The organism is Pseudarthrobacter sp. MOO14 (genome assembly GCF_058267675.1).
In genome coordinates this window covers 4,089,916-4,116,250 of record NZ_CM177849.1, presented here as the reverse complement: position 1 = coordinate 4,116,250, position 26,335 = coordinate 4,089,916, and the positions used below count along the sequence as shown (strand labels likewise).

23 protein-coding genes, 1 tRNA gene and 1 pseudogene are annotated in these 26,335 nt (G+C 66.4%); 8 read left to right on the top strand and 17 right to left on the bottom strand.

Annotation, left to right across the window (positions count from 1 at the left end):
- Nucleotides 1-93 precede the first annotated feature (93 nt).
- The 3 genes from AC4EEV_RS18950 to AC4EEV_RS18940 are packed head-to-tail and all read left to right on the top strand — an operon-like array spanning nt 94 to nt 2,229.
- Complete coding sequence (locus tag AC4EEV_RS18950; protein WP_018763535.1) at nt 94-882, top strand: alpha/beta hydrolase; 789 nt, start codon at nt 94-96, stop codon at nt 880-882.
- The gene (locus AC4EEV_RS18945) at nt 879-1,688 is read left to right on the top strand and encodes an alpha/beta hydrolase (RefSeq protein WP_109864335.1); all 810 of its coding nucleotides are present in this window, start codon (nt 879-881) and stop codon (nt 1,686-1,688) included. The genes AC4EEV_RS18950 and AC4EEV_RS18945 overlap by 4 nt, the downstream gene beginning before the upstream one ends.
- Nucleotides 1,675-2,229: a hypothetical protein gene (locus AC4EEV_RS18940; protein WP_491329716.1), complete on the top strand. Its 555-nt coding sequence runs from the start codon at nt 1,675-1,677 to the stop codon at nt 2,227-2,229. The genes AC4EEV_RS18945 and AC4EEV_RS18940 overlap by 14 nt, the downstream gene beginning before the upstream one ends.
- An 18-nt stretch (nt 2,230-2,247) precedes the next feature.
- On the opposite strand, the gene AC4EEV_RS18935 is transcribed toward AC4EEV_RS18940, so the two are convergent.
- Nucleotides 2,248-3,339, bottom strand: a complete 1,092-nt coding sequence (locus AC4EEV_RS18935; RefSeq protein WP_285318331.1) for an ROK family glucokinase — start codon at nt 3,337-3,339, stop codon at nt 2,248-2,250.
- Between the two features lie 171 nt (nt 3,340-3,510).
- Between AC4EEV_RS18935 and AC4EEV_RS18930 the strand changes: the two genes are divergently transcribed.
- On the top strand, nt 3,511-5,319 hold the full coding sequence (locus AC4EEV_RS18930) for an AMP-dependent synthetase/ligase (protein ID WP_018763531.1): 1,809 nt from the start codon (nt 3,511-3,513) through the stop codon (nt 5,317-5,319).
- 71 nt (nt 5,320-5,390) lie between these two features.
- Here the strand turns inward: AC4EEV_RS18930 and AC4EEV_RS18925 are convergent, their stop codons facing one another.
- The gene (locus tag AC4EEV_RS18925) at nt 5,391-8,789 is read right to left on the bottom strand and encodes a pyruvate carboxylase (protein ID WP_491329715.1); all 3,399 of its coding nucleotides are present in this window, start codon (nt 8,787-8,789) and stop codon (nt 5,391-5,393) included.
- A gap of 303 nt (nt 8,790-9,092) precedes the next feature.
- On the opposite strand from AC4EEV_RS18925, the gene AC4EEV_RS18920 reads away from it, so the two are divergent.
- A complete protein-coding gene (locus AC4EEV_RS18920; protein WP_026265085.1) occupies nt 9,093-9,911 on the top strand; it encodes a ParA family protein in 819 nt (272 codons plus the stop codon).
- 66 nt (nt 9,912-9,977) lie between these two features.
- Here the strand turns inward: AC4EEV_RS18920 and AC4EEV_RS18915 are convergent, their stop codons facing one another.
- The 5 genes from AC4EEV_RS18915 to gcvH all read right to left on the bottom strand — a co-directional run bounded on the left by AC4EEV_RS18915 (nt 9,978) and on the right by gcvH (nt 13,065).
- Nucleotides 9,978-10,571: a MerR family transcriptional regulator gene (locus tag AC4EEV_RS18915; RefSeq protein WP_018763528.1), complete on the bottom strand. Its 594-nt coding sequence runs from the start codon at nt 10,569-10,571 to the stop codon at nt 9,978-9,980.
- A gap of 231 nt (nt 10,572-10,802) precedes the next feature.
- A complete protein-coding gene (locus AC4EEV_RS18910; RefSeq protein ID WP_018763527.1) occupies nt 10,803-11,306 on the bottom strand; it encodes a bifunctional nuclease family protein in 504 nt (167 codons plus the stop codon).
- Complete coding sequence (gene ftsR / locus AC4EEV_RS18905; RefSeq protein WP_018763526.1) at nt 11,306-12,022, bottom strand: transcriptional regulator FtsR; 717 nt, start codon at nt 12,020-12,022, stop codon at nt 11,306-11,308. Before ftsR ends, AC4EEV_RS18910 begins: the two co-directional genes overlap by 1 nt.
- 23 nt (nt 12,023-12,045) lie before the next feature.
- Nucleotides 12,046-12,522 (bottom strand): FHA domain-containing protein, encoded by a 477-nt coding sequence (locus AC4EEV_RS18900; protein ID WP_018763525.1) that lies wholly within the window; start codon nt 12,520-12,522, stop codon nt 12,046-12,048.
- Nucleotides 12,523-12,678: 156 nt separating this feature from the next.
- Nucleotides 12,679-13,065: a glycine cleavage system protein GcvH gene (gcvH, locus tag AC4EEV_RS18895; protein WP_018763524.1), complete on the bottom strand. Its 387-nt coding sequence runs from the start codon at nt 13,063-13,065 to the stop codon at nt 12,679-12,681.
- 167 nt (nt 13,066-13,232) lie between these two features.
- On the opposite strand from gcvH, the gene AC4EEV_RS18890 reads away from it, so the two are divergent.
- Nucleotides 13,233-14,102: an Fpg/Nei family DNA glycosylase gene (locus AC4EEV_RS18890; protein ID WP_018763523.1), complete on the top strand. Its 870-nt coding sequence runs from the start codon at nt 13,233-13,235 to the stop codon at nt 14,100-14,102.
- A 97-nt stretch (nt 14,103-14,199) separates the two neighbouring features.
- On the opposite strand, the gene AC4EEV_RS18885 is transcribed toward AC4EEV_RS18890, so the two are convergent.
- The 10 genes and pseudogenes from AC4EEV_RS18885 to AC4EEV_RS18840 all read right to left on the bottom strand — a co-directional run bounded on the left by AC4EEV_RS18885 (nt 14,200) and on the right by AC4EEV_RS18840 (nt 23,815).
- Nucleotides 14,200-14,276 (bottom strand) — tRNA-Pro (locus AC4EEV_RS18885).
- 148 nt (nt 14,277-14,424) lie between these two features.
- Entirely contained in the window at nt 14,425-15,975 is a 1,551-nt protein-coding gene (der, locus tag AC4EEV_RS18880) for a ribosome biogenesis GTPase Der (protein WP_018763522.1), read from the bottom strand.
- A gap of 10 nt (nt 15,976-15,985) precedes the next feature.
- Nucleotides 15,986-16,703: pseudogene (locus AC4EEV_RS18875) on the bottom strand (lysophospholipid acyltransferase family protein).
- On the bottom strand, nt 16,696-17,409 hold the full coding sequence (gene cmk / locus AC4EEV_RS18870; RefSeq protein WP_109864341.1) for a (d)CMP kinase: 714 nt from the start codon (nt 17,407-17,409) through the stop codon (nt 16,696-16,698). Before cmk ends, AC4EEV_RS18875 begins: the two are co-directional and overlap by 8 nt.
- Nucleotides 17,409-18,518, bottom strand: coding sequence for a prephenate dehydrogenase (locus AC4EEV_RS18865; RefSeq protein WP_018763519.1), 1,110 nt, complete (start codon nt 18,516-18,518; stop codon nt 17,409-17,411). Before AC4EEV_RS18865 ends, cmk begins: the two co-directional genes overlap by 1 nt.
- 3 nt (nt 18,519-18,521) lie before the next feature.
- Nucleotides 18,522-19,733 carry a pseudouridine synthase gene (locus tag AC4EEV_RS18860; RefSeq protein WP_018763518.1) on the bottom strand — a complete coding sequence of 404 codons (1,212 nt, stop codon included), beginning with the start codon at nt 19,731-19,733 and terminating at the stop codon, nt 18,522-18,524.
- Between the two features lie 112 nt (nt 19,734-19,845).
- Complete coding sequence (gene scpB / locus AC4EEV_RS18855; protein WP_231369930.1) at nt 19,846-20,415, bottom strand: SMC-Scp complex subunit ScpB; 570 nt, start codon at nt 20,413-20,415, stop codon at nt 19,846-19,848.
- Nucleotides 20,416-20,516: 101 nt separating this feature from the next.
- Nucleotides 20,517-21,332 (bottom strand): segregation and condensation protein A, encoded by an 816-nt coding sequence (locus AC4EEV_RS18850; protein ID WP_491329714.1) that lies wholly within the window; start codon nt 21,330-21,332, stop codon nt 20,517-20,519.
- Between the two features lie 8 nt (nt 21,333-21,340).
- Complete coding sequence (locus AC4EEV_RS18845) at nt 21,341-22,240, bottom strand: ParA family protein (RefSeq protein WP_018763515.1); 900 nt, start codon at nt 22,238-22,240, stop codon at nt 21,341-21,343.
- 231 nt (nt 22,241-22,471) lie between these two features.
- Nucleotides 22,472-23,815, bottom strand: coding sequence for a cation:dicarboxylate symporter family transporter (locus tag AC4EEV_RS18840; RefSeq protein ID WP_109864344.1), 1,344 nt, complete (start codon nt 23,813-23,815; stop codon nt 22,472-22,474).
- 158 nt (nt 23,816-23,973) lie between these two features.
- Between AC4EEV_RS18840 and AC4EEV_RS18835 the strand changes: the two genes are divergently transcribed.
- Together AC4EEV_RS18835 and AC4EEV_RS18830 are read left to right on the top strand one after the other, a co-directional pair.
- Complete coding sequence (locus tag AC4EEV_RS18835; RefSeq protein ID WP_491329713.1) at nt 23,974-25,608, top strand: sensor histidine kinase; 1,635 nt, start codon at nt 23,974-23,976, stop codon at nt 25,606-25,608.
- Nucleotides 25,605-26,318, top strand: coding sequence for a response regulator (locus AC4EEV_RS18830; RefSeq protein WP_018763512.1), 714 nt, complete (start codon nt 25,605-25,607; stop codon nt 26,316-26,318). The genes AC4EEV_RS18835 and AC4EEV_RS18830 overlap by 4 nt, the downstream gene beginning before the upstream one ends.
- Nucleotides 26,319-26,335: the final 17 nt, after the last annotated feature.

The following is a 26,335-nucleotide window of genomic DNA, read 5'->3' as shown; positions in this document are numbered from 1 at the left end:
AGGCGGCTTCCAGCCCCGGCGTCGGGCCTGGCCAGCGATTCAATGCAACCCTACTCTAGTGAGATTTGGCAGGAACAGTGACACGATGGAGTCATGACTGAAAGCAGCACCCCGCCCCGTCCGGCCGCTTTCAGCTATCCAGGCCACGGCCCCAATGCGCGGATTGGCATCGCCATCTGCCACGGGTTCACCGGCAGCCCGTTAAGCGTGCTGCCGTGGGCAACCCACCTGGCGGACCAGGGATACGCGGTGTCCGTTCCCCTGTTGCCGGGACATGGGACCCACTGGCGCCAGCTCGCCCGAACGGGGTGGCAGGACTGGTACCGCAGTTACGAGGAAGCTTTCCTGGATCTTTCCGCGCGGACGGAAATGACGTTTACCGCCGGCCTCTCCATGGGCGGCGCGATCGCCCTGCTTGCGGCCTCCCGCCACCACGCTGCGGGGGTCACCATCGTCAACCCGGGCCTGAGCTTCTATGACCGCCGGGTGCGCGTGATCGGTGTCCTCAAGTACTTCCAGCGGACCACGATTCCCATCCAGGAGGACCAACCTACGGCGGCGGCAACGGACGACGGCGACTATTCGCGGACTCCGTTGGCGGCCGTGCATGAGCTCAAGAAGCTCTTTGGTGCCGCAATCCGCGGGCTGCCGAAAGTGGACGCCCCGGTCCAGGTCTTCAAATCGCGGACGGACGCCGTGGTCCCGCCATCATCCCTGGCCCTCCTGGAGAAAGGGCTGCGGGGAAACCTCGCCGAGGTGGTGGAGCTTGCCAGCAGCGGACATGTGGCTACTCTGGACGTGGACGCGCCCGCGATCTTCGAGAAATCGGAAGCATTCGTCGCCGCCCACGCCCGCCGCACCAGTACCTTGGAGACCCCATGACCTCCGGCCCCGACCACAGCCCCTTCTCCAGTGCCTTCAGCGGCGAAGGTCCCCGCACCGGAATCGTCCTGTCCCATGGCTTCACGGGAAGCCCGCATGGTTTGCGCGCCTGGGCCACGGCGTTCGCCGAGGCCGGGTTCGCCGTCCGGATGCCGCTGCTTCCGGGCCACGGCACGACGTGGCAGGACCTCTCGCGGACCCGCTGGCAGCAATGGCACAGCGCCCTCGATGAAGCGTTCCTCGAGCTGGACTCCCAGTGCGACCGGGTTTTCGCTGCCGGGCTGAGCATGGGCGGTGCCCTGGCGCTGAGGATTGCCGCAACCAGGCCGGTGGCGGGAGTGGTCCTGGTGAACCCCGGCCTGGTGGTCGACGACCCCCGCGCGCCGCTGGCGGGCATCCTGAAGCTGGTCCTGAAGAGCACCCCGTCCATCGGCAACGACATCCTCAAAGCCGGCGTGGATGAGGGCGCCTACGCACGCACCCCGGTGGCCGCCGCCCACGAACTCAACAAGATGTTCAAGGACACCGTCCGGCTCCTCCCCCGGATCACCGCCCCGGTCCAGGTGTACCGGTCAACCGTGGACCATGTGGTGTCCGATGCCAGCATGGCTGTCCTTCGGCGCGGGCTGGCGAACGCACCCCTGGACGTGGTCCGGCTGGAAAACAGTTACCACGTCGCCACCCTGGACAACGACGCAGATCTGATTTTCGAGGGCTCGGTGGATTTCATTCGGCGGGTCCTGAACGCCGCGCCCCCGGCCAGTCCCGCCGCTGCTGGGCAGGAGGGCCGCCATGAACAGGCATGACCCGGGCCAGCCGGATCCGGGGGCCAGCCAGGATGACGCCGTCTGGCTGGACCTGGTGGCACGGCTCGAATCGGACACCGTGGCAACGCGCCCTGATACCCCGGCAGGCGGCCAGCTGCCACCGTCCGGGAAGGTGTCCGGAGCGCCGGAAACCCACCAGCCGCCGTCGTTCCAGGACTTCGACCCCCTGGGGCTGGCCGGGATGCCGGCGGCGGAGCGCCAGGCGGCAGCCGCCGGCGGGACGGGCACGGAGCCTGCCGACCCGTCCGAGGGACCCCGCGACTATGAGGTTGACGACGACGGCGGTGAGTTCGTGCCCGAGGAGCCGCCCAGCCTGGCCGGCACCGATCCGCTGACCATGCTGGCGTGGCTGGGAGCCGTGGGCGGACCGGTGGCGCTGCTGTTGTCGGCAATGTTCTGGCGGTCGGCACCCCTGCTGGCGATCGTCGGCATTGTTGCCGTCTTCGTGCTCGCGACCGTGTACCTGATCATGAAGCTGCCGCAGGAAAAGAACGGCGACGACGACGGCGCGAGGGTCTAGCAGGGCTCCCCGGCCAGGTCAGCTGCGGACGCGGCTGCTGACGCGGGAGAGGTCGGCTGCGCCGATCAGGCCGGCATTGGGACCCAGGGCCGCCAGTTCGATGGCCGCTTCCGGCCGGAAGCCACGGCCGGTGAGGTTCCGGGAGAACGCCTTGCGGGCCGGCTGCACCAGCAGGTCACCCGCAGAGCACAAGCCCCCGCCGATGACGAACATGCCTGGATCGAGGGCTGCGGCCAGGTTGGCCAGTCCCAGGCCAAGCCATTCGCCCACTTCCTCGATCAGTTCGCGCGAGGCACGGTCGCCTGCCAGGGCCAGTTCCGTGACGATTGCACCCGTGATTGCTTCCGGACGTCCGCCCACGGCCGCCAGCAGGTCCTGGGCTACGGGCGAATTTGCCCGGGCGAGGAGCCGGGCCTCCCGGCCCAGGGCGTTGCCCGATGCGTATTGTTCCCAGCATCCGCGGTTGCCGCACTCGCACCGGTGGCCGCCGGGCATGATGATCTGGTGGCCAAACTCGCCGGCAACTCCGAAGCGGCCGCGTTCCACCCTGCCGCCCATCACCATGGCCCCGCCGATTCCAGTCCCAAGGGTGATGCACACCAGGCGGTCCTCCCCTTGGCCGGCACCGAAGCGCCATTCCGCCCAGGCCGCAGCATCGGCGTCGTTGGTCAGGAGCACGGGACGGCGAAGGAGCCGTTGCAGGTTCTCGCGGAGAGGCTCGTTGCGCCAGGCCAGATGCGGACTGAAGAGGACGGTTCCGCCGGCCAGGTCCATCCACCCTGCGGCGCCGATTCCCACCGACCAGATGCGGTGGCCCCGGCCCAGTTCCTCGACGAGTTCGACAATGACCTGCTCCACCGCCCGCGGGTCGGTGCCAGGCGTGGACCGGCGCGCTTCGCTGAGAATCCGGCCTTCGGCGTCCACAACGCCCGCGGCGACCTTGGTCCCCCCGATATCGATCCCGATGGCCAATCCCTTGCGGCCAAGGCGGAGGTGCCCGCGGACGCCGCCGCCGTGCAACCGTCCGGCGCGCTGGATGGCGGGACGGCGCCGCCAGGGAGCCGGTCTTCCAAGGGGGCCGGCCTGATCGCCGGGCAACGCTCCGTACATAGTCCACCATTCTAGGCGGGCACCGGAATTGTCTTGACATACGCGGGCGCACACGGCTCTCATTGACGGCTAAGTTACTCGCCAGTAGGTTTATGTACTGCACAGTCCCGCCCGGGGTATTAGTCTTTAGGCAACCCCCTGCGCGGGACTTCAGATATCAAAGGAGCTATAGTGCGCGAATTCAGTGTTCCGCCCCTGGTTGTTGTCCCACCCGAATCCAACATCACCGACCTGGTGTTGCGGCAGGCAGGCAAGGCCAGCAATCCGGCACTGTTTTCGCGCCTGGATGCCGGGGGCGCGTGGCAGAACGTTGCCGCCACGGACTTCCTGGCAGATGTCAGAGCCTTGGCCAAGGGCCTGATCGCCAGCGGCGTTGCTGCAGGCGACCGCGTGGGCATCATGTCCCGCACCCGTTACGAGTGGGCACTGGTCGACTTCTCCATCTGGTTCGCCGGTGCAGTGTCGGTCCCCATCTATGAAACGTCGTCCCCGTCCCAGGTCGCCTGGAACCTCGGGGATTCGGGCGCTGTGGCCGCTTTCGGCGAATCCGCGCACCACGAGAACGTCATCCGCCAGGCCGTTACGGCTGAGGGGCTCACCGCCGTGCAGCACGTCTGGCAGCTTGAGGGCCAGGGACTGGACGCGCTCCGCGATGCCGGCCGGGACGTCAGCGATGAAGAACTCGAAAAGCGACGCAGCGCAGCGAACCTTGGCGACGTCGCCACCATCATCTACACCTCCGGAACCACGGGACGGCCCAAGGGCTGCGAGCTGACGCACGGGAACTTCGTGGAGCTCTCGGACAACGCCCTGGCCATCATCGGCGACATCGTCCACGAGAACGCCAAGACCATCATGTTCCTGCCGATGGCCCACGTGTTCGCCCGCTTCATTTCCGTGCTTGCGATGGCCGCCGGCACCACCGTGGCCCACACCCCCGACATCAAGAACCTCCTGGGCGACCTGCAGAGCTACGAGCCCACCTTCATCCTGGCGGTACCGAGGGTCTTCGAGAAGGTCTACAACTCCGCACTGACCAAAGCGGAGGACGGCGGCAAGGGCGCCATCTTCCACCGGGCAGCCGACACCGCCATTGCGTTCTCCAAGGCACGCCAGGACGGACGGGTGGGGCTGGGCCTGAAGTTGCGCCACGCCCTGTTCGACAAACTGGTGTACGGCAAGTTGCGGGCGGCAATGGGCGGACACGTCGCGCACGCCGTGTCCGGCGGCGGCCCCCTGGGCGAGCGGCTGGGTCATTTCTTCCAAGGAATCGGGCTGCAGGTGCTGGAGGGATACGGCCTCACCGAGACCACCGCTCCCATCACGGTCAACACGCCGTCACGGATCAAGATCGGATCGGTGGGCAAGCCGCTGCCGGGCAACGCGGTCAAGATCGCCGACGACGGCGAGATCCTGGCCAAGGGCGTCTGCGTCATGCGGGGCTACTACCGACGGGAGGACCTCACCGGCGAGGCGTTCACCGACGGCTGGTTCCACACCGGAGACATCGGCCGGCTGGACGAGGAAGGCTTCGTATGGATCACCGGGCGGAAGAAGGAGATCATCGTTACCGCCGGCGGCAAGAACGTGATCCCGGCCCTCCTGGAGGACCAGATCCGCGCCGACGCCCTGGTCTCCCAGGTCCTGGTGGTGGGCGACAACAGGCCCTTCATCGGCGCCTTGGTGACCCTGGACCAGGAAGCACTGCCGGGCTGGCTCCAGCGCCACGGCCTTCCAGCGGACACGACGCTCGAGCAGGCCGCGGGCAATCCGGTAGTGAAGGCGGCGGTGCAGGACCTGATCACCGCGGCAAACACGTCGGTCTCGCAGGCCGAAGCCATCAAGTCCTTCCGGATCGTTCCGGCGGACTTCACCGAGGCTTCCGGGCACCTGACCCCTTCCATGAAGGTGAAGCGGGCCCAGGTGATAAAGGACTTCGAAACGGTCATCGAGGAAATGTACTCCGCGCCGCGTTCGTAGCAAGGCGCCGGCAAACGAAGGGGGCCTCCCGTTGCCGGGAGGCCCCCTTCGTTTACCTGGCTGTGGCCCGTCTACTCCTCGATCACCAGCAGCAGATCCCCGCCTTGGACCTGCTCGACGGCGGAGATGGCGAGCCTGGCCACCTTGCCGGCTACCGGCGTCGTGATGGAAGCTTCCATCTTCATCGCTTCGATCGTTGCCACGGTGTCTCCGGGCTTGACGGTGTCGCCGGGCTTGACGGTGACAGTGACGGCGCCGGCGAAGGGTGCCGCCACCTGGCCCGGCTGGCCTGGATCGGCTTTCTCGGCCGCCTTGACGTTGCTGACCACGGAACGGTCCCGCACCACGACCGGCCGGGACTGGCCGTTGAGGGTGCACATGACGGTGCGCATGCCCTTCTCGTCCGGCTCCGAGACGGCTTCCAGGGAGGCGATGAGGCGGACGCCGCGTTCCAGCTGGATTTCGTGCTCGGTGCCGCGCTGGAGTCCGTAGAGGTAGTCCCGGGTATCCAGCACGGAGATGTTGCCGTACGTGTCCACGCTCTTGAGGTAGTCCTTGGTGGGTCCGTCGAAAAGCAACCGGTTCAGCGTGTGCTGGCGGGTCCTCGAATCGGACTTCAGGGCCGCGCTGTCCTCGGCGCTGAGCTCGACATCGCGGACCTTTACGCTCCTGCCCTGCAGGGCCTTGGTGCGGAAGGGCTCGGGCCAGCCTCCCGGAGGATCACCGAGCTCGCCGGACAGGAAACCGATGACGGAGTCGGGGATGTCGTAATTCTGTGGATTCGCTTCAAAATCCGCGGGATCGGCGTTGAGGCCCACCAAGTGGAGCGCGAGGTCACCCACCACCTTCGAGGACGGCGTCACCTTCACCAAGTGGCCCAGGATCCGGTCCGCGGCCGTGTACATGTCCTCGATCGCTTCGAAGCGCTCCCCCAGGCCCAATGCCATGGCCTGCTGGCGGAGGTTGGACAACTGGCCGCCGGGGATTTCGTGCTTGTATACGCGGCCGGTGGGGCCCGGCAGGCCGGACTCGAACGGGGCATACACGCGGCGCACCGCTTCCCAGTACGGTTCCAGCGAGCTGACCGCGTCCAGGCTGATGCCGGTGTCGCGCGGCGTGTGGGCCAGGGCCGCTACAAGGGCCGACGCCGAGGGCTGGCTGGTGGTGCCGGCCAGCGATGCCGCTGCGACATCCACGGCGTCCACACCGGCGTCGATGGCGGCGAGCAGGGTGGCCAGCTGGCCGCCCGCCGTGTCGTGCGTGTGCAGGTGGACGGGCAGGTCGAACCGTTCCCGCAAGGCGGCCACGAGCTTTGCCGCGGCCGCAGGGCGGAGCAGGCCCGCCATGTCCTTGATGGCCAGGATATGGGCGCCGGCGTCCACGATCTTCTGCGCCAGCTCCAAGTAGTAGTCAAGGGTGTACAGCTTCTCTTCCGGGTCCAGCATGTCGCCGGTGTAGCAGAGCGCCACTTCGGCGACGGCGGTGCCGGTGGCGCGGACCGCCCGGATGGCCGGGGCCATCTGGCTGACGTCGTTCAAGGCGTCAAAGATACGGAAGATGTCGATGCCGGTGGCGGCGGCCTCGTTCACGAAGGCCTCCGTCACTTCTTCGGGGTACGGCGTGTAGCCAACCGTGTTGCGGCCGCGAAGGAGCATCTGGATGCACACGTTCGGCATCGCCTTGCGCAGCGCGGCGAGCCGGTCCCAGGGGTCCTCACCGAGGAAGCGGAGGGCGACATCGTAGGTTGCGCCGCCCCACGCCTCAACGGACAGCAGCTGCGGGAGCAACGCCGTGACGGCGGGCCCGGCGGCAACGAGGTCGCGGGTGCGGACGCGGGTGGCCAGCAGGGACTGGTGTGCGTCGCGGAACGTGGTGTCCGTGACCGCCACGGCGGTCTGCTCGCGCAATGCCTTGGCGAAGCCCTCCGGGCCCAGCTCAAGGAGCCTCTGGCGCGAACCCGCTGCCGCCTCCTTGCCCTTGACGTCCGGCAGCTTGTCGGCGGGGTTGGAGTGCACGGTCAGCTCGCCGTTGGGCTTGTTGACGGTGACCTCGGCCAGCCACGTCAGGAGCTTGGTGCCACGGTCGGCCGACACACGGGCCTTGAGCAGTTCAGGGCGCTGGTCGATGAAGTTGGTGGCGACATCGCCTGCGATGAAATCGGGGTCGTCCAGGACGGCCTGGAGGAAGGGAATGTTCGTGGAGACACCGCGGATGCGGAACTCGGCCAGGGCACGGCGGGCACGGGCCACCGCTGACGGGTAGTCCCGGCCGCGGCAGGTGAGCTTGACCAGCATGGAGTCGAAGTGGGGGCTGATCTCGGCACCGGAGTACACAGTGCCGCCGTCGAGCCGCACGCCGGCGCCGCCGGCCGAGCGGTAGCCGGTGATCTTTCCGACGTCGGGCCGGAAACCATTGGCGGGATCCTCGGTGGTGATGCGGCTCTGCAAGGCGGCGCCGCGGAGTTTAACGGTGTCCTGGGACAGTCCAAGGTCGGCCAGGGTCTCGCCGGAGGCGATCCGCATCTGGGCCTGGACCAGGTCCACGTCCGTGACTTCCTCGGTGACGGTGTGCTCCACCTGGATGCGAGGGTTCATTTCGATGAAGACGTGCTGGCCGGCCCGCTCACCCTCGGTGTCCACCAGGAATTCGACCGTGCCCGCGTTGACGTAGTTCAGGGCCTTGGCGAATTTCACGGCGTCCCGGTAGAGGGCCTGCCGGATTCCCTCATCGAGGTTGGGGGCGGGAGCGATCTCGATGACCTTCTGGTGCCGCCGCTGGATGGAGCAGTCGCGCTCGAAGAGGTGCATGACATTGCCCTCTGCGTCGGCAAGGATCTGCACCTCGATGTGGCGTGGGCGCAGGACGGCCTGCTCCAGGAACATGGTGGGGTCACCGAAGGCCGCGTCCGCCTCGCGCATGGCGGACTTCAGGGCCTCAGGCAGCGCGTCGCGGGTGTCCACCCGGCGCATGCCGCGGCCGCCGCCGCCCGCTACAGCCTTTGCGAAGATGGGAAATCCGATCTCGTCGGCGGCCGCCAGCAGCTCGTCCAGGTCCCTGGAGGGCTCGCTGGACTTCAGTACGGGGACACCGGCCTCGCGGGCAGCCTTGAGGGCCGCCACCTTGTTGCCGGCAAGCTCCAGCACTTCCGCAGGCGGACCAACGAAGGTGATGCCGGCGGCCTTCGCCGCGCGGGCAAGCTCAGGGTTCTCGGAGAGGAAGCCATAACCCGGGTAAATCGCGTCCGCGCCCGACTCCTTGGCAACCCGGACCACCTCAGCCACGTCCAGGTAGGCCCGGACAGGGTGTCCTTCCTCGCCGATCAGGTAGGCCTCGTCCGCTTTCTGGCGATGGATCGAGTTTCGGTCCTCCTGCGGAAAAACGGCAACGGTCTTGGCACCCAGCTCATAGCCGGCGCGGAAGGCCCTGATCGCGATTTCACCGCGGTTGGCCACCAGAACTTTGGAAAACATACTTCTCCTGCATCATTGCGGGGTGGATCGAATGAGTGGTCACAGTGTCTAGGACCTACAAGGACAAACACAAATCTTTGTGGCCACCATCACAGATTTCCCCGTCATGTCCCGAACGCTTTCAGCGTGGCTGGCGGAAACCGCCCCGGCAGCACAGTCGGTGCCATGCCGACGCCCGATAAAACAGGATTCGCCGACGCATCAACATATGATGAGTAGGGCGGCAGGACCGTCCGGCTTCGGCTCTGCCGAGGCAAACATTACCCCCAACACGGCATCCGGCGTTAGGTTTTGGTCTCTCAAGTGCAAGTAGTCAGCATCAGCAGCCTTAAGGGTGGAGTCGGCAAGACTTCCGTCACCACAGGATTGGCGTCTGCGGCGCTGGCCGCCGGAATTCGCACACTGGTGGTGGACCTGGATCCGCACGCCGACGCCACCACGGCACTGGGAGTCCAGCCCGGAGACCATCTGGACATCGGCAGGATGCTGAAGAGCCCCCGCCGGGCAAAGATGGCCGAGAACGTGGTGCGAAGCAACTGGGCTGACCGCGTCCCGGCCAACGGTTCCGGGCCCGCCGTCCTGGACGTCGCCGTCGGCTCCGCCTACACGGGCATCTACGATCGGCCGGACCTTGGCCGCCGCGACCTCCGCAGGCTGTCGGCCGTACTTGCCGGCGCCGGGGACTACCAGCTGGTCCTGATCGACTGCCCGCCGTCCCTCAACGGGCTGACCCGCATGGCATGGGCCGCCAGCGACAAGGTGGCCCTGGTCGCCGAGCCCGGCCTCTTCTCGGTGGCAGGCACGGAACGCACCATGCGCGCCATCCAGCTGTTCCGCCAGGAGTTCGCCCCCAATCTTTCGCCTGCCGGCATCGTGGCCAACCGGGTCCGCACGGGTTCCTCCGAGCACACCTACCGGCTGGCGGAGATGGAGTCCATGTTCGGCGAACTCCTGCTGAGCCCGAGGATCCCGGAGCAGGCCAATTGGCAGCAGATCCAGGGTGCGGCCCACCCCGTGCATCACTGGCCCGGCGATTCGGCCAAGTCCGCGGCGGCATTGTTTGACGACCTCCTGGCCAACCTCATGGCCGCAGGCGCCGGCCTGCGGAGCCGTACCCGCTAGGACCCGTTCCAACGTTTAAGGGCCACCCTCCGTCCGGAGGGTGGCCCTTAAATATTGGAACGGGTGTCAGCTGATCTTCCGCGCCGCACGGCGCTTGCTCAGTTCGTCGTCGGGAAAGGATTGCTCCGCGGCATGTTCGCTGGGCAGCGACGCGAGGCTGCCTTCCACTTCCCGCCAGACACGGCCAACGGCGATGCCAAAGACTCCCTGGCCACCCTGGACGAGGTCTATGACCTCATCCGCGGACGTGCACTCGTAGACGCTTGCACCGTCGCTCATGAGCGTAATCTGTGCCAGGTCCTCGACGCCGCGCTCCCGGAGGTGTTCGACGGCGGTCCGGATCTGCTGCAGGGAGACCCCGGTATCCAGGAGGCGCTTGACCACTTTGAGGACCAGGATGTCCCGGAAGCCGTACAGCCGTTGTGAGCCGGAGCCGGCGGCACCGCGGACGGCGGGTTCAACCAAACCGGTCCTCGCCCAGTAGTCGAGCTGCCGGTAAGTGATGCCTGCGGCTTTGCAGGCAGTGGGGCCGCGGTAGCCTGCGTCCTCATCCAGTACCGGAAGGTCCTCGGTGAACAGGAGGCCCTGGGCACCGCTCACGGGCACAGCAACACCAGCTGTGGGCTGTTTCAGCCCGCCTGCTTCGCCTTTGGGACTCACCTGGATCCTCCTTGTCGTACGCTCCCAGGAACTCTCTAAGGCAGCTTCGGCATGAAGACCATGCGTGTAATTGTCGCGGGGCGCACTTTCCAGTGTGACTTGCGCGGCTGCCGTAAGCAAGGGAACTTGATACTTCGACGTTAGGCCCGGCAGGTCCCCAGGTCAAAGACGTTGGGGGGTTGAAAGAGGCGTGTCGAAACTTTCAGCCTCAACTTTAACCTTAACGTGACCTTAGCCGTCGAAATCCTCGGGCTCCACGTCGTCAAGGAACTCGCGGAACCGGCGCATTTCGCGTTCTTCGTCCACCGTGGGGCCCGGCTCGGTGTCCTCCCCCTCATCATGTTCCGTGATGCGCACTCCGGCCTCGTCCATGACCGAATCGGCACACCAGATCCGGCACTTGGCCCGCAGCGCGATGGCCAGGGCGTCGGAGGCCCGGGAGCTGACCGTGGTGCCGTTCTCGAACTGCAGCTGGCCATAGAAAATGTTGTCTTCCACGGCCACGATGTTGACGCTGACCACGGAGTGCCCCAGCGACTCCACCACGTCCACCAGGAGATCGTGCGTCATGGGCCGGGGCGGGACAACACCCTGCTGGGCGAGCGCAATGGCACTGGCCTCGGGGGTGCCGATCCAGATGGGCACGTGGCGTTCGCCGTGCATCTCCTTGAGCAGGACCAGCGGCTGGTTGGACGGCAATTCGATGCGAACGCCTACGATCTCTACTTCAATCATCAGATGTCCATGCGTGAGATGTGGTCTTGCACCAGGGCCCGGTGCAGGGTGAGGCAAAGATCGCTGATCTCGCGGGCGGCCTCGGCCGCGCGTGCCTGCGATGCCGAGTCCTTGCGCGAGGCCAGCGGCGCGACGGCACGTTCCACGAGGCCGAATTCCCTCTCGGCCGCCGCCTGGAAGGGGCGAAGGTGGCGCGGCTCGAGCCCATGGCTTTCCAGCTGCACGCACGCGCGGGCAACCTGGAGGGCATGCTCATCGAACTGGCCGTTGCTGTGGCTGATGAGGCCGAAGCTCAGCAGGGACTGCAGCAGGGGGACGCTGGCTCCGGATTCGGTCCGAAGTTGCTCCTCGCTCAGTTTCCTGCCCCGGTTCTGCAACTCGGCGGCAAGTTCGTCCGAGACAATACGAGGGGACACCACGACGCCGGGGGGCAGGTTTTCCGGCCGCTCTCCCCTGTCGATTGCGTCAAGGTAGTCCTTGATGACCTTCAGGGGCAGGTACTGGTCGCGCTGCAGGGCCAGCACGAACCGCAGGCGTTCGACGTCGCCGTCGGAGTACTGGCGGTAGCCGGCAGGTGTGCGGCGCGGATTGATCAGGCCCTTTTCCTCAAGGAAGCGGATTTTCGACGCCGTCATGCCCGGGAAGTCAGCGCTGAGCTGGGCGAGGACCTCGCCGATATTCAGGACCTGGGGGCCCCGGCGTTCCGGTTGTGCCATTGCCACAGGCAGTGGTCCCCGGGTCAGCTGCGGCCTGCAGCCGTGGCAGGGCTCAGGTAGAAGGTGAGGCGGAACTTGCCGATCTGGACTTCGCTGCCGGACTTGAGCTCCACGCTGTCCACCCGGTCGTGGTTGACGTAGGTGCCATTGAGGCTGTTCTTGTCCACGACTTCGAAGCTTCGAGCGGTGCGGCGGAATTCGACGTGCCGGCGCGAGACCGTGACATCGTCCAGGAAGATATCCGCATCCGGGTGGCGGCCGGCGGTGGTCACGTCCGAATCCAGGAGGAACCGGGCACCGGCGTTCGGGCCGCTGTGCGCTACCAGCAGCGCGGAACCGGCAGGCAGGGCCTCCACGGAATTGCGCTCGTCCGAAGAAAGCTTCGGGGCGATGGTGGGCTCATCGGTGACCGGCGTGAGATGGATCGAGGTGGTCTCCGACGCCTTAGCCGCACCCGTGCCGTAATCCCCATCGGCAGGGTTGTGTCTGTGGCCAGCCATGGATTCCTCCTCTTAGATGTGCAGGGCCTTGGCCCGCAACCGACGATTGCTCACCGGCCCTGCCCGGCAGGTCCGGCGCCGGCGCCCGATCCGGCCACTGACGTGCGAAGACGTCCTGCCTGCGACGCGGGGCCGGACCGGATTAACCGGTTAGCTTTAGCCTACCTGTTGTTCGTACTCCGATGCACTGAGCAGCGACTCGACGGCGTCAGGTTCGGCCAGTTTGACCTCGATCAGCCAGCCATCACCGTAGGGATCGGTGTTGATCAGGGCGGAATCGCTGTCCAGGGAGTCGTTGCGCGCCACGACTTCGCCGGAAACGGGTGCGTAGATGTCGCTCACGCTCTTGGTGGACTCGACCTCGCCCACCACTTCGTTCGCCGTAATCTTCGTGCCGACTTCGGGCATCTGGGCGTAGACGACGTCACCAAGCGCGTCCTGGGCGAAGTCGGTGATTCCCACGCGGACCACGCCGTCGGCATTGGGGGCCGTAACCCACTCATGTTCGGCGGTATAGGACAGGTCTTCGGGAATGTTGCTCATGGGGGGCCTTTCATCGGGGTGCGCGCCAAGGTCACGAGGGGCCCGGAAATCGGGCCGCCGCTGAAAGTATAGGCACAACTGCCGGGGCGGGCACCGGGGTTTCTGACAAGATGGGACCCATGAGTGCAAGCACTGGTGCAGCATCCCTGCGGCGGGGCGGGTAAGCCATGCCGGAACTGCCCGAAGTGGCCGGCCTGGCCACGTTCCTGGACGAGCAGCTGCGCGGGTGCACGATCTCAAGGTTGCAGATCGTGTCCTTCGCCGTCCTCAAAACCGCCGACCCGCCCTTCAGCGCCCTTGAGGGACAGCTGGTCTCCGGGGTCCGGCGGTTCGGCAAATTCATCAGCATCGACACTGCGGGCGTGTCGCTGGTATTCCACCTGGCGCGAGCGGGGTGGGTGCGCTTCACCGACTCCCCCGCCGACAGCCAGCTTCGAATGGGCAAGGGCCTGATCGCCGTCAGGTGCACCTTTGCAGGCCCGGACGGCCCGCGGGGCCTGGACCTGACCGAAGCGGGCACCAAGAAAAGCCTGGCGGTCTATGTGGTGCGCGATCCGCAGGATGTACCGGGAATTGCGGCGCTGGGTCCCGATCCGTTCACGGAGGCGTTCGACGCCGGCATGCTGGCGGAGATCCTGCAGGGCAGTTCGCAGCAGATCAAGGGGCTGCTGCGCAGCCAAAGCGTCATTGCCGGCATCGGCAATGCCTACAGCGACGAAATCCTGCACGCCGCGCGGATCTCCCCGTTCGCCATCGCCAAGTCCCTGGACCGGGAAACGGTCCAGGTGCTCTACGACGCCATCCACAGCGTGTTGGGCCAGGCGCTGGTGGAAGCCCGCGGCAAGCCGCCCAAAGACCTCAAGGACGTCAAGCGAAGCCACATGCGGGTGCACGCCCGCGCCGGCCAGCCCTGCCCCGTGTGCGGCGACACCGTGCGTGAAGTGTCGTTCGCGGACACGGCGCTGCAGTACTGCCCCACGTGCCAGACCAAGGGCAAGATCCTGGCGGACCGGAGGACGTCGAAGTTCTTGAAATAGGCAGTCCCGGAACCAGGCATCCGGCCGGACCTGGAACGCCCGGAAACGCCAAAAAAGCGGAAAGCGCCGGAGATGATCTCCGGCGCTTTCCGCTTTTTGGTCGGGCTGACAGGATTTGAACCTGCGACCCCTTGACCCCCAGTCAAGTGCGCTACCAAGCTGCGCTACAGCCCGCTGGTTCAGCCGTTCTCCGCTGACCCGGATCCAAGGATTCCTCCAAGGATTTCCATCAGCAGTCCGGCCGAACCACCTAGAAGAGCTTACACGATCCGGAGGGGTGCCAGTGACACTTTCCGGCGATCAGCCCCAAGGTGTGTCGCAATTAACGCTTGCGGCCGCGCTTCTCACGCACGCGCATGCTCACCTCGATGGGAGTACCTTCGAAGCCGAAGGTTTCCCGCAGCCGCCGGGTGATGAACCGGCGGTACCCGGGGTCCAGGAAGCCGGTGGTGAACAAGACGAACTTCGGCGGCCGGCTGGAGGCCTGGGTGCCGAAGAGGATGCGCGGCTGCTTGCCGCCACGGACCGGGTGCGGGTGCGCGGCCACGAGTTCGCCGAGGAAGGCATTGAGGCGCCCGGTGGGGATGCGCCGGTCCCAGTTCTCCAGGGCCAGGTCCAGGGCCGGAACCAGGCGGTCTTTGTGCCAGCCGGTCTTGGCGGAGATGTTGACCCGCGGAGCCCATTCGACGTGGGCAAGGTCCTGCTCGATTTCCCTCTCGAGGTAGCGGCGGCGTTCGTCGTCGAGCAGGTCCCACTTGTTGAAGGCCAGCACCAACGCGCGTCCGGACTCGATGGCCAGCTGCAGGATACGGACGTCCTGTTCACTGAGGACCTCGTCCACCGCCAGGAGGACGACGGCGACCTCCGCCTTTTCGAGGGCGGCCTGCGTCCGCAGGGAAGCATAGTAGTCCGCACCCTGGGCCATGTGCTGGCGGCGGCGGATACCGGCGGTGTCCACGAAGCGCCACGTGCGGCCGCCGAGTTCGATGAATTCGTCCACGGGGTCACGGGTGGTGCCGGCGGTGTTGTCCACCACCACGCGTTCGGATCCGGCGAGCTTGTTCAGCAGGGAGGACTTGCCCACGTTGGGACGGCCGATCAGGGCGATTCGGCGGGGACCGCCGGATCGTTCCACGCCCTCGACGGTGGAGAACTCGGGGAGGATGTCCATGACGTGGTCCAGGAGGTCTGCCACGCCGCGGCCGTGCAGCGCTGATACCGGGTACGGTTGGCCGAAGCCGAGGCCCCACAGTGCGGCGCTGTCCGCTTCCTGGGCGAAGTCGTCCACCTTGTTGGCCACCATGATGACCGGCTTCTTGCTGCGGCGAAGCATCTTCATGACGCCTTCGTCCGTGGCGGTGGCTCCGACGGCGGAGTCCACCACGAAGAGGACGGCGTCGGCAAGTTCCACGGCCATCTCGGCCTGCTCGGCCACGCGGGCGTGGATGCCGCGGGCGTCATGTTCCCATCCGCCGGTGTCCACCAAAGTAAAGTTGCGGCCGTTCCAGTTCGCCGAGTACATGACGCGGTCCCGGGTGACGCCGGGGGTGTCCTCCACCACGGCCTCACGCCGGCCCAGGATCCGGTTCACCAGCGTGGACTTGCCCACGTTCGGGCGGCCGATAATGGCCAGGACCGGATCCAGCTTAAGCGGACCCTCAAGGTCTTCGTCGCCGTAGTCTCCGCTGAGCAGGGCGGCGTCGTCCTCGTCGAGGTCGTAGTCCTCAAGGCCGGCCCGGAGGGAGGCGGCACGCAGCTCTGCTTCGTCGTCGTCTATTGCCGCCAGCCGTTCGGCGACCTGGTCGCTGCCGGAGGGTACGTATTCGTCATCGCCGGCACCGGAATGCCCGGAAGTCTGGGTGGTGTCGCTCATTGCACTGTCCTTAGTGGTCATCTGCCGGCGTCCCCGGCTACTGCTGTCAGGTCTTGGTGATCAGCGAAAGGCAAGGGCTGCCCGCTGATGGTGATGGTGTCCTGGACATGCCCCGCCAGGGCCGCACGGATTTCCTGCGCCGCCCTGTCCATTGAAGCACGCCCGCTTTCGCCGGCCCGGCGGGCCAGGGTAAGGGCTGTCCCGAAGCTGACGTGGAAACGCCGCCCGGGCCGCGGAACCGAATCCAGGCGTTCGGCTCCCTGGCGGGTCCCGAGGATGGCCACCGGAACCACCGGCGCGCCGGTGTTCAGGGCCAGCCACGCCACGCCGCCGTTGATGTCTTCTGCTGCCCCGCTCCCCCGCGTTCCCTCGGGGAGAATCCCAACGCAGCGTCCGGCGTCGAGCACGGCCTTGCAGCGCTGCAGCGCACCCCTGTCCCCCCGGCGGTCCACAGGAAGTTGTCCGGAGGCGGTGAGCACCCGGCCCAGGAAGCCTTTGAACATCTCCTGCTTCACCAGGATGTGCATGGGCCGTGGGGCCGCGCCGAACATCACCGGCCCGTCCAGGAAGCTGATGTGGTTGGCCGCAAAGATGACGGGACCGCCGGTGGGGACGTTGCTCCTGCCGGTCACGGAGGTCCGGTAGACCACATGGTCCAGCACCCAGCCCACGGGCCTGCTCCATACCGTGGTCAAACCGGACGGCAGGCCGGCTCCGGCGTCAGTCACGGTTGAGCACCTTGATGACGATCACGAGCGCGGCGTCCACCGTCTGCTCGAAGTCCAAGTCCGAGGAGTCCAGGGTGACCACGCCGTCCGCCGCCTGCGTGAAATTGACCACGGTTGAGTCCTTGGCATCCCGGTGCGTGACCTGGGCGGCAAGTTGCTCGGCGTTCTGGGTGCCGCCCAGTTGGATGCCGCGCCGGCGCAGCCGGGCTTCCTCGCTGGCGGTGAGGAGCATGCGCACTTCGGCGCCGGGCGCGACGACGGTAGTGATGTCCCGGCCTTCCACCACCATGCGGCGGTGGTGCTTTTCGATCAGGTCGCGCTGCCGGCGGATCAGTTCGGTCCGGGCGCCGAGCGTGGTGGCGACGGCGCTGACGGCCGAGGAGATCGCGGGCTCACGGATGGCATCAGTGACGTCCACGCCGCCTACCCGCACGTATTCCTCCTGCGGGCTGGTGCTCAATTCCAGCACAAAGTCGCGGGACGCCTGCTCCACGGCAGGGGTGTCCGCCAGGTCGATGCCCTCGCTCACGCAGTACCAGGTCAGGGCACGGTACATGGCACCGGTGTCCAGGTAGGCAAGACGGAGCCGGCGGGCGACCTCCTTGCTCACGCTGGATTTGCCGGAGCCGGACGGCCCGTCGATGGCGACCACCAGGGGCCGGCCGATGCGCAGCGCGCGCATGGTTTCGAGAAGTTCCTGTGTCATTACTGAAGTACCCGCCATCCGCGGTCGTTGAGGGCTTCGATCAGGTGGTCGTGCTTGTTCGGCAACACTGACAATTCCACCATGCCGACGTTTTGTCCGGATGAATGATCCAGCCGAAGATCTTCGACGTTCACGCCGATTTCACCGATCTCGGTGAGCAGCTGCGCGATCTGGCCCGGTTTGTCATCCACCAGCACCGTCAGCCAGGAATACGCCTGTGGTGGCCCGCCGTGCTTGCCGGGAATCCGCGCCTGCCCGGCGTTGCCCTCACTGATGAGCTGGGCAAGGTCCAGGCGGGCACCCGGTGCAGTGGGCTGCTCCAAGGTTCCGATGAGCCGGTTCAGGTCCTCGCGGACGCCATAAAGGATCTCTACGACCTTGGCCGCGTTGCCGCCAAGGATTTGAACCCACAGGGTGGGATCGCTGGCGGCGATCCTGGTGACGTCGCGCAGGCCGTTCCCCGCCAGGGACAAGGCATGCAGCGGCGTGCCCTGCAGCCTGCTCGCCAGCAGCGAAGACATGACCTGGGGCAGGTGCGACACCAGGGCGACGGCTTCATCGTGCTCTTCCGCCGTGAACTGCGAGACGACGGCTCCCAGGTCCGAGGCAAGCGAGCGGGCCACCTGCAAAGCGTGGTCTGAGGTTTCCTCCGACGGGCAGAGCACCCACGGCATGGAAGTGAACAGCTCGCCGCGGGCGGCTACCGGACCGGACTTTTCCCTTCCGGCCATGGGATGGGTGCCTACATACCGTGAAAGGTCGGCGCCCAGGCTCCGGAGCCGGGCAAGGATGTCCGCCTTGACACTGGCAATGTCCACGACCACGGCGTCAGGGTAGTCGGAGAGTGCCTGGCAGACGACGTCGGCCGTAACGTCCGGCGGGGCGGCAACCACGACGAGCTGGGCTTTTCCGCTGCCGAGCTCGGACAGCGGGCGGCCCGCCCCGATATCCACCGCCACCGCCTGGTTGGTGGGTGAGGGGTCGGACAGGAACACCGCTACGCCGCGCCCACGCAGGCCCAGCCCGATGCTGGCACCCAGCAGTCCGGCGCCAATGACCACCACAGGCCCGTCCAGGTGGCCGCGGCCGTGGCTTTTGAACGCGGACATGGATCAGAGCCCTACGGATGCCAGCAGGTGGCCGACTTCCTGCTTGCCCAGGTTGCGGATGCTGCCCTGGCGCTGGTCTCCGAGCCCAATGGGGCCCACCTTGACGCGGACAAGCCGCTGGACCGGGAACCCGACAGCGTCGAAGAGGCGGCGCACAATCCGGTTCTTGCCGGAGTGGAGCACAACCTCGATCAGCACGTGGCCGGGCGTGGAGTCCACCAGCCGGAAGGAATCGACGCTGGCAAAGCCGTCCTCAAGCTCGACGCCGGCCTTCAGCTGGGCACCGACACCCTGCGGGAACGGCCCGCGCACCTGGACCAGGTAGGTCTTGGGTACCTCGTAGGAGGGGTGGGTCAGCCGGTTGGCGAGCTCGCCGTCGTTGGTCAGCAGCAGCAGCCCCTCGGTGGCGACGTCCAGCCGGCCCACGTGGAAGAGGCGTTCGCCGGTGTTCTTGTTGTTCTTGAGGAAATCGCTGATGCAGGGGCGGCCCTCCGGGTCCTCCATGGTGGACACCACGCCCTTGGGCTTGTTGAACACCATGTAGACCAGGTTTTCGTCCAGCTGGATCCGCAGGCCGTCGACGTGGATGACGGCGGTCTTGGGATCGACGCGGACACCGAGCTCGGTGACCACCTGGCCGTCCACTTCCACGCGGCCCTCCGCGATCATCTCTTCGCAGACACGCCGGGACGCCACACCAGCCGACGCCATCACCTTCTGGAGGCGGACGCCGTCGGCATCGTGGAGTTCGGACTGGGGAACGTTGCCGCGGGGGCCCTTCCTGCGGGCAGGTTTGCGGACCGGGCCAAGGTTCTGGCCGAAGCGTTCGCTGCCGAAGGCGCGGGACGCAGCAGCGCCGGGTGCACCCGTGCGCGATTTGGTCTTGGGTGCGCCGGGAGTTCCGGGTGCCTTCTTGGATCCCGGTTTGCGGGCAGCGGGCTTGCGCGACGACGGCGCCGCCGGCTTGGAGCCTCCTGCTGGGCGTCCTTGCTGGTCCCCGGCAAGGTCGGGGTCGATGAAGCGCTCCTCGCGCGGCTTCGGCGCCCGCTGCGGGCGGTCGCCGCCGAAGGCGGACGAACGCTTTGCCGCGCCGCCCCGGGAGCCTCCGCCCTGGTTGCCGCGCTGGGGTGAATTCCCGCGCTGTGACGCGTTGCGGTCGCTCCCGCCGCGTCCTGATCCGTTACGTGGTGAACCCTGGCGTCCCGCCTGTGTCATGACCCGTCCTTCGATGTTTTGGCCCGCAGAGATGTCCAAGGACAACCCTAGCCAGCCGTGCAGACTTCGTCTGCCCTGGTAAGTGAATTGACGCGGACAGGGAGTGCCCTGCCTACATCATGTCGGCGTCGTAGAACTCTGCGATCCCATCGAGACCCGGTAGGTGCGGCGACAGGTGGGGCAACTCCTCCACTGAACCGATTCCCATCCGTTCAAGGAAATAGGAGGTGGTCCGGTAAAGGATTGCGCCGGACTCGGGATCGGTTCCCGCGTCCTCGATCAGCCCGCGCTGGGCGAGTGTCCGTACGACAGAATCAACATTGACTCCGCGAATTGCAGACACCCTGGCCCGTGAAACGGGTTGGCGGTACGCGATGACAGCCAGTGTTTCCAATGCCGCCTGGGTGAGCCTGGTGGTCTGCCCGTCGAGCACGTACTTGCCCACGATGTCGGCAAATTCGGCGCGGGAGTAGATCCGCCAGCCACCGGCGATGTTCCGCAATTCAAAACCCCGGGGCCTGGAGCCAAAGCCAGCGTGGCTGGCATTCTCCATATCCGGGGCGTTAACAGTATAGCCGTCATACTCGCGTTGAAGTTCTTCCAGCAGGGAGCGCACCGTGGCGGGCGTGAGGCCAACCCCCGCGGCGAGTTCATCCTCCGTAGCCGGCTCGTCCAGGACCATCAGGACGGCCTCAAGGGCGGCCTTGGCGCCCCCCGGAAGCCCGTCGGGGTCGTGGTCATCCCCAAAGTCCGCCCCCGGCTCCGGTTGTTGCGGTTCCAGGTTCACAGTTGTTCCTCGTATTCTTCGCTGAGATGCTCGGCCGACCAGTCCCGGCCATCGGCTGTCCAGTGGATTGCCAGCTCTGCCAGCGGGGACAGCTGGTCGAACGAGACCGCCTTGTCCCGGAACAGCTCCAACAGCGCCAGGAACCGGGCGACCACCACCAGGGTTGACCCGGCGTCGGCGATCAGGGAGCGGAAGGTCAGCGGGGACTGCCGTTGCAGGCGCAGGCCCAGCATCTCGGCCTGCTCCTTGACGCTGACGTTGCCCCCGTGGAGGTGGCCAAGGGCCACCTGCGGCGGCTGCGCCGGGGCCTTGGGCCGCAGTGCGGCCCCGGCCAGGGCGGCGAATTGTTTAGGCGTGTGCTTCCAGACGAGTTCGGGAAGCATCGCCGCGAACTGCTCCTCCAGTGCCACCTGCCGCGGGAAGCGCCGGCCCTCCTGATGCAGGGTCTCGCCCAGGATTCCGGCCACGTGCTTGAAGGCCTTGTACTGGAGCAGCCGGGCGAAGAGCAGGTCCCTCGCTTCGAGGAGGGCGATGTCTTCGTCATCCTCGACCTCGCCGGCGGGGAGGAGTCGTGCCGCCTTCAGGTCGAGAAGCGTCGCGGCGATCACCAGGAATTCGCTTGCCTCATCCAGCGCCCATTCTTCGCCGAGCTCCTGGAGTTTCCGGATGTACTTGATGAACTCATCCGTCACCGTGGCGATGGCCACCTCGGTGATGTCCAGCTGGTGCTTGGCAATGAGGCCCAGGAGGAGATCGAAAGGGCCGGTGAAGTTGGCCAGCCGCACCTCGAAGCCGGGCTTTGATTCGGCCACGGCGTTGGTTACGGTGCGCCGCCGCGGGCGATCAGTTCCTTGGCCAGCCTGCGGTAGGCGTCAGCCCCCACGTGGTTCCCCGCGTAGCTGGTGATGGGTTCGGCGGCGACGGTGGCGTCGGCGAACTTGATGGAGCGCTTGATGACAGTCTCGAAGACTTTGTCGCCGAAGGCCTCCACCAGGCGGGTGATGACCTCCCGGCTGTGCAGGGTGCGGGCGTCGTACATGGTGGCCAGCACGCCGTCCACCTGCAGGCGCGGGTTCAACCGGTCCTGGACTTTGTCGATGGTTTCGACCAGGAGCGCCACCGCGCGGAGCGCAAAGAACTCGCAGATCAGCGGAATGATGACACCGTGCGCTGCCGTGAGGGCGTTGACAGTCAGGAGGCCGAGGGACGGCTGGCAGTCGATGAGGACGACGTCGTAATCGTCTTCGACTTTCTTGAGCGCACGGTCCAGGACCTGCTCGCGTGCCACTTCGTTGACCAACTGGACTTCCGCGGCGGAGAGGTCGATGTTGGCCGGCAGGAGGTCGACGTTCTCGACGCCGGTCTGGTGGATGGCGTCGCGGATGTCCACCTTGCGGTCCATCAGGACGTTGTAGACGGTGAGGTCAAGCTCGTGCGGATTGACGCCAAGGCCAGCCGAGAGCGCGCCCTGGGGGTCAAAGTCCACCAGCAGGACGCGGCGGCCGTATTCCGCGAGCGCTGCGGCGAGGTTGATGGTGGAGGTCGTCTTCCCGACGCCGCCCTTCTGGTTGACCATGGCAATGACGCGGGCCGGGCCGTGGGAGGACAGCGGCGCGGGTTCCGGGAACTCCCGGTATGGGCGCCCGGTGGGGCCCATCACCGCGTTTTCCAGGTCGAATTCCGTGCCCTCCAGAGTTGCTGAACCCTGTTCGCTGCTCACGTATCTGTCCACACTTTCGATGACGGTGATTTCCTGCCGCTGGCTCGCCAGCGCCGTTCGTTCTGATCCTTAGGTTACAGCGCCCGACACGGCATTCGACGGAACTTGACTTTCCGCGAATGTTGAGCCTTGACCCTCTAGTAGAGGTCGAAGGTTGTGGGTTGAACACAACAAAACCGCCCCTGCAGCGGGGGCTGCAGGGGCGGTTTCGGGCGTTGCCGCAGGTGACGGTCAGGCCTTGGCGACCTCGCGGGCGCCTTCTTCCTTTGGTGCCATTTCGCCATGCCCGGCGATCATGGTCTGCTCATCGAACGGGGCCTCGCCGGAGAGGACGCGGGTGACCTGGCCGCCGTCGATCTCCTTGACCCAGGTGCCGATCAGGACGGTGGCGACGGCGTTGCCGGTGAAGTTGGTCAGCGCACGGGCTTCGGACATGAAGCGGTCGATGCCGACGATCATTCCCACGCCGCCGAGCAGCTCGGGACGGTGTGCCTGCAGGCCCGCGGCGAGGGTGGCCAGCCCGGCGCCGGTCACGCCGGCGGCGCCCTTGGACGCAATGATCATGAAGATCAGCAAGGAGATCTGGGCGCCGAGGTCCAGCGGGGTACCCATGGCGTTGGCAACGAAGAGGGACGCCATGGTCAGGTAGATGGCTGTTCCGTCAAGGTTGAAGGAGTATCCGGTGGGAACGGTGACGCCGACGACGGGCTTGGACACGCCCAGGTGTTCCATCTTGGCGATCAGCCGCGGGAGCGCAGCCTCGGAGGAGGACGTGGAGAAGATGAGGAGGTATTCGCGGGCCAGGTACTTCATGAGCTTGAAGATGTTGACGCCGGCCACCACCTGGAGGAGCCCGCCGAGGATCACGACGATGAACAGCGCACAGGTGATGTAGAACGCCACCATCAGGGTGAACATGCTCACGATGGCCTGGACGCCGGTAGCGCCCACGACGGCGGCGATGGCACCGAAGGCGCCGACCGGAGCGAGCCACATGATCATGATGAGGATGCGGAACACCAGGGCCTGGCCGTGGCCGATGGCCTTCAGGATCGGAGCGCCCTGGGGGCCCATCTTTTGCAGTGCGAAGCCCACCAGGATTGCCGCCAGCAGGGTGGGCAGCACGGGGATGTCGCTGGGGATGATGCCCAGCAGGAAGTCGACGGTGCTGTCCGTAGCTGCCTTCTTGTTGGGATCGTAGGGCGTGAGCTTCAGGCCCTCACCGGGGTGGATCAGGTTGCCGACCACCAGGCCGATGGCCAAGGCGAAGGTGGACATGATGACGAAGTAACCCAGCGCCAGGCCGCCCACCTTGCCCACGGTAGCCGCCTTGGCGATGGAACCGATGCCCAGGACGATAGTGCAGAAGATGACCGGCGCGATCATCATCTTGATGAGCTTGATGAACCCGTCGCCCAGCGGCTTGAGGTTCTTGGCGACCTCCGGGAACAGCAGGCCCACCAGTGCGCCCAGGATAACTGCCGCGATGACGGCGATGTACAGGTAGTGGGACTTGTCCAGTCCCTTGCGCCGCGGCGTCGCAGTTCCGAGCGACTCTCCTCGTTGAGAAGCCATGATGTGTCTCCTTGTGGATATTCTGATAGACGCTGCGGCACAGGCTCTGGGCTCGACACGTCCTTGCAATGTGATATCCATCATTGGGCACCCCGTGATCCAGCTCACCGTTGCGTTCATATTGGTCGCGGCACCCGCAGGGTCAGATGGAGGTACGCATGATCCACCATTGGAGTATCGCCCGCCGGCTCTTCGTGGCAAACCTGCTGATCGTGGTGTGCTTCATCGCCATCGTAGGAACTGCCGCCTACCTCGACGCACGGGACCGGACCTATGATGAAGCCGGCCGCCGGATGGAGGGCGTGGCTGCCTCCATCGCCGCCAATCCCTTGGTGCTCCAAGCAGCAGCCACGCCGGATCCCTCCGTCCTGCTGCAGCCGTACGCCAAGGATGTCACCGCCGCGGCACGGGTGGACTTCATCACCATCATGGCTCCCGACCGGACCCGCTGGACGCATCCCCGGGATGAGGAACTGGGCCGGCCATATATCGGTTCCATCGATGCCGCCCTCCAGGGGCGCACCTTTACGGAAGTCACGGCGGGTACCCTCGGCCCTTCCGTCCGGACCATCGTTCCGGTCAAGGATTCAGCGGGAACAATCAAGGCACTGGTGGCTGTTGGCGTTACGGTCCGCAACGTCGACGTTGCCTTCGCTGCCCGGCTCCCCGTGCTGCTCGCCTTGGGAATTGCCCTGCTGGTGGGCGGGTCCCTGGCCTCGTGGCTGCTGGGCCGGTACCTCCGCCGAGTGACCCGCGGCTGGGGCCCCGAACAATTGGCCCAGCTCTTCGCCTACTACGAGTCGGTACTCCACTCGGTCCGCGAAGGGCTGATCCTGATCGATGCCAGGAAGCGGGTGGTGATGTACAACGACCAGGCCGCCGAGCTGCTGGGCCTTGCCGAGACCGGAAGCAATGATCCCACCAAGCCGCCATCGTTGGCCGATCTCCCGCTGGACAGCGAGCTTCGCAGCCTCTTCGAGTCCGGACGCACCACCAAGGACGAGATGGTCCTGACAGGTTCCCGCGTGCTGGTGGTCAACCAAGGCCCCGCCCGGGGTCCGGAGTCCCCCGGTGCGCGCGGCAAGGTGCCGGTGTACGGAACGGTTGCGACACTCCGTGACAGGACGGAGATCGAAGCGCTGGGCAACGAGCTGCAGACCATGCGGACCCTGTCCGATGCGTTGCGGGCGCAGACCCACGAACACGCCAACCGGCTGCACACCATGGTCTCGCTCCTTGAGCTGGGCCGGACCGGGGAGGCCCTGGACTTTGCCACGAAGGACCTGGCGTTGAGCCAGCAGCTGACCGATGACATGGTGAGCTCCATCGACGAACCGGTGGTGGGCGCCTTGGTCATGGGAAAAGTGGCCGAGGCCCACGAACGCGGGGTGCAGCTGGACGTGTCCACCCTGGGTTCGGGCTCGACGCCTGGTGTGGCCGTCCAGGACCTGGTGACGATCATGGGCAACCTGCTGGACAACGCCATTGACGCGGCAGCCGATGCTCCCGCTCCGCGGCGGGTCCAGCTGACCCTGGAAGCGGACGAGGAAGGACTGGACATCGCCGTCAACGATTCCGGGACCCCCATCGACCCGGCCGATGCCGAACTGATCTTCCGGCATGGCTTCAGCACGAAGCCGGCCGGTCCCGGAGGCCGGGGGGTCGGACTGGCGCTGGTCCGGCAGGCTGTGGGGCGTTTGGGCGGTACGCTGGCCATCAATGGACGGAACGGCGCCAAGTTCGAAGTATTCCTGCCCGCAGCGGTGCCCCCGGAAAAGGAGCACAGCCAGTGAGCAACATCCGGGTCCTCGTCGTTGAGGATGAAGCGATCGCCTCCGCAGCCCACGCCGCCTACGTGGGGCGGCTGCCCGGATTCGAGCTCGCCGGCACTGCCCCGGACGGCCAGTCGGCCCTGCGGCTGCTGAACGAGTTCGTGGCGGCCGGAGAGCCCGTGGAACTGGTCCTGCTGGACATGAACCTGCCGGACCTGCACGGCCTGGACATTGCCCGGCGCATGCGTTCGGCCGGAATCCTTGCCGACATCATCGCCATCACTGCCGTCCGCGAATTGGCCATCGTCCGTAGTGCCGTCGCCATCGGCGTGGTCCAGTACCTGATCAAGCCGTTCACGTTCGCCACGTTCTCCGACAAGCTCGAAAGCTACCGCCAGTTCAGGCAGCAGCTGGCCGGGGCAGGTGCCGGGGCAGGCAGAGGGGGCGCTTCGCAGAGTGATGTGGACCAAGCCTTCGCCAGCTTGCGGGCTCCCTCGGAGTTGCCGCTGCCCAAGGGGCTTTCCACCTCCACCCTCGGCTCAGTCCAGGAGTTCCTCCGCCAACAGCCCGGGGCAGTCTCTGCCACCGAAGTCATGGAGGCCCTGGGAATGTCCCGGGTAACGGCACGGAGGTACCTGGAGTACCTTGCCGATGCCGGCACCGTTTCCCGTACGGCCCGCTACGGCACCCCCGGCAGGCCGGAGAACGAATACCGGTGGACCGCCCGCTGAGGTCCAGGGCCGTATAC

What these genes read in the sequence shown, in the direction of transcription:
- AC4EEV_RS18950 (WP_018763535.1), top strand. Translation starts at nt 94, where the DNA reads ATGACTGAAAGCAGCACCCCGCCCCGTCCGGCCGCTTTCAGCTATCCA.
- AC4EEV_RS18945 (WP_109864335.1), top strand. Translation starts at nt 879, where the DNA reads ATGACCTCCGGCCCCGACCACAGCCCCTTCTCCAGTGCCTTCAGCGGC.
- AC4EEV_RS18940 (WP_491329716.1), top strand. Translation starts at nt 1,675, where the DNA reads ATGAACAGGCATGACCCGGGCCAGCCGGATCCGGGGGCCAGCCAGGAT.
- AC4EEV_RS18935 (WP_285318331.1), bottom strand. Translation starts at nt 3,339, where the DNA reads ATGTACGGAGCGTTGCCCGGCGATCAGGCCGGCCCCCTTGGAAGACCG.
- AC4EEV_RS18925 (WP_491329715.1), bottom strand. Translation starts at nt 8,789, where the DNA reads ATGTTTTCCAAAGTTCTGGTGGCCAACCGCGGTGAAATCGCGATCAGG.
- AC4EEV_RS18910 (WP_018763527.1), bottom strand. Translation starts at nt 11,306, where the DNA reads ATGATTGAAGTAGAGATCGTAGGCGTTCGCATCGAATTGCCGTCCAAC.
- ftsR (WP_018763526.1), bottom strand. Translation starts at nt 12,022, where the DNA reads ATGGCACAACCGGAACGCCGGGGCCCCCAGGTCCTGAATATCGGCGAG.
- AC4EEV_RS18900 (WP_018763525.1), bottom strand. Translation starts at nt 12,522, where the DNA reads ATGGCTGGCCACAGACACAACCCTGCCGATGGGGATTACGGCACGGGT.
- gcvH (WP_018763524.1), bottom strand. Translation starts at nt 13,065, where the DNA reads ATGAGCAACATTCCCGAAGACCTGTCCTATACCGCCGAACATGAGTGG.
- AC4EEV_RS18890 (WP_018763523.1), top strand. Translation starts at nt 13,233, where the DNA reads ATGCCGGAACTGCCCGAAGTGGCCGGCCTGGCCACGTTCCTGGACGAG.
- der (WP_018763522.1), bottom strand. Translation starts at nt 15,975, where the DNA reads ATGAGCGACACCACCCAGACTTCCGGGCATTCCGGTGCCGGCGATGAC.
- cmk (WP_109864341.1), bottom strand. Translation starts at nt 17,409, where the DNA reads ATGACACAGGAACTTCTCGAAACCATGCGCGCGCTGCGCATCGGCCGG.
- AC4EEV_RS18865 (WP_018763519.1), bottom strand. Translation starts at nt 18,518, where the DNA reads ATGTCCGCGTTCAAAAGCCACGGCCGCGGCCACCTGGACGGGCCTGTG.
- AC4EEV_RS18860 (WP_018763518.1), bottom strand. Translation starts at nt 19,733, where the DNA reads ATGACACAGGCGGGACGCCAGGGTTCACCACGTAACGGATCAGGACGC.
- scpB (WP_231369930.1), bottom strand. Translation starts at nt 20,415, where the DNA reads ATGGTCCTGGACGAGCCGGCTACGGAGGATGAACTCGCCGCGGGGGTT.
- AC4EEV_RS18840 (WP_109864344.1), bottom strand. Translation starts at nt 23,815, where the DNA reads ATGGCTTCTCAACGAGGAGAGTCGCTCGGAACTGCGACGCCGCGGCGC.
- AC4EEV_RS18835 (WP_491329713.1), top strand. Translation starts at nt 23,974, where the DNA reads ATGATCCACCATTGGAGTATCGCCCGCCGGCTCTTCGTGGCAAACCTG.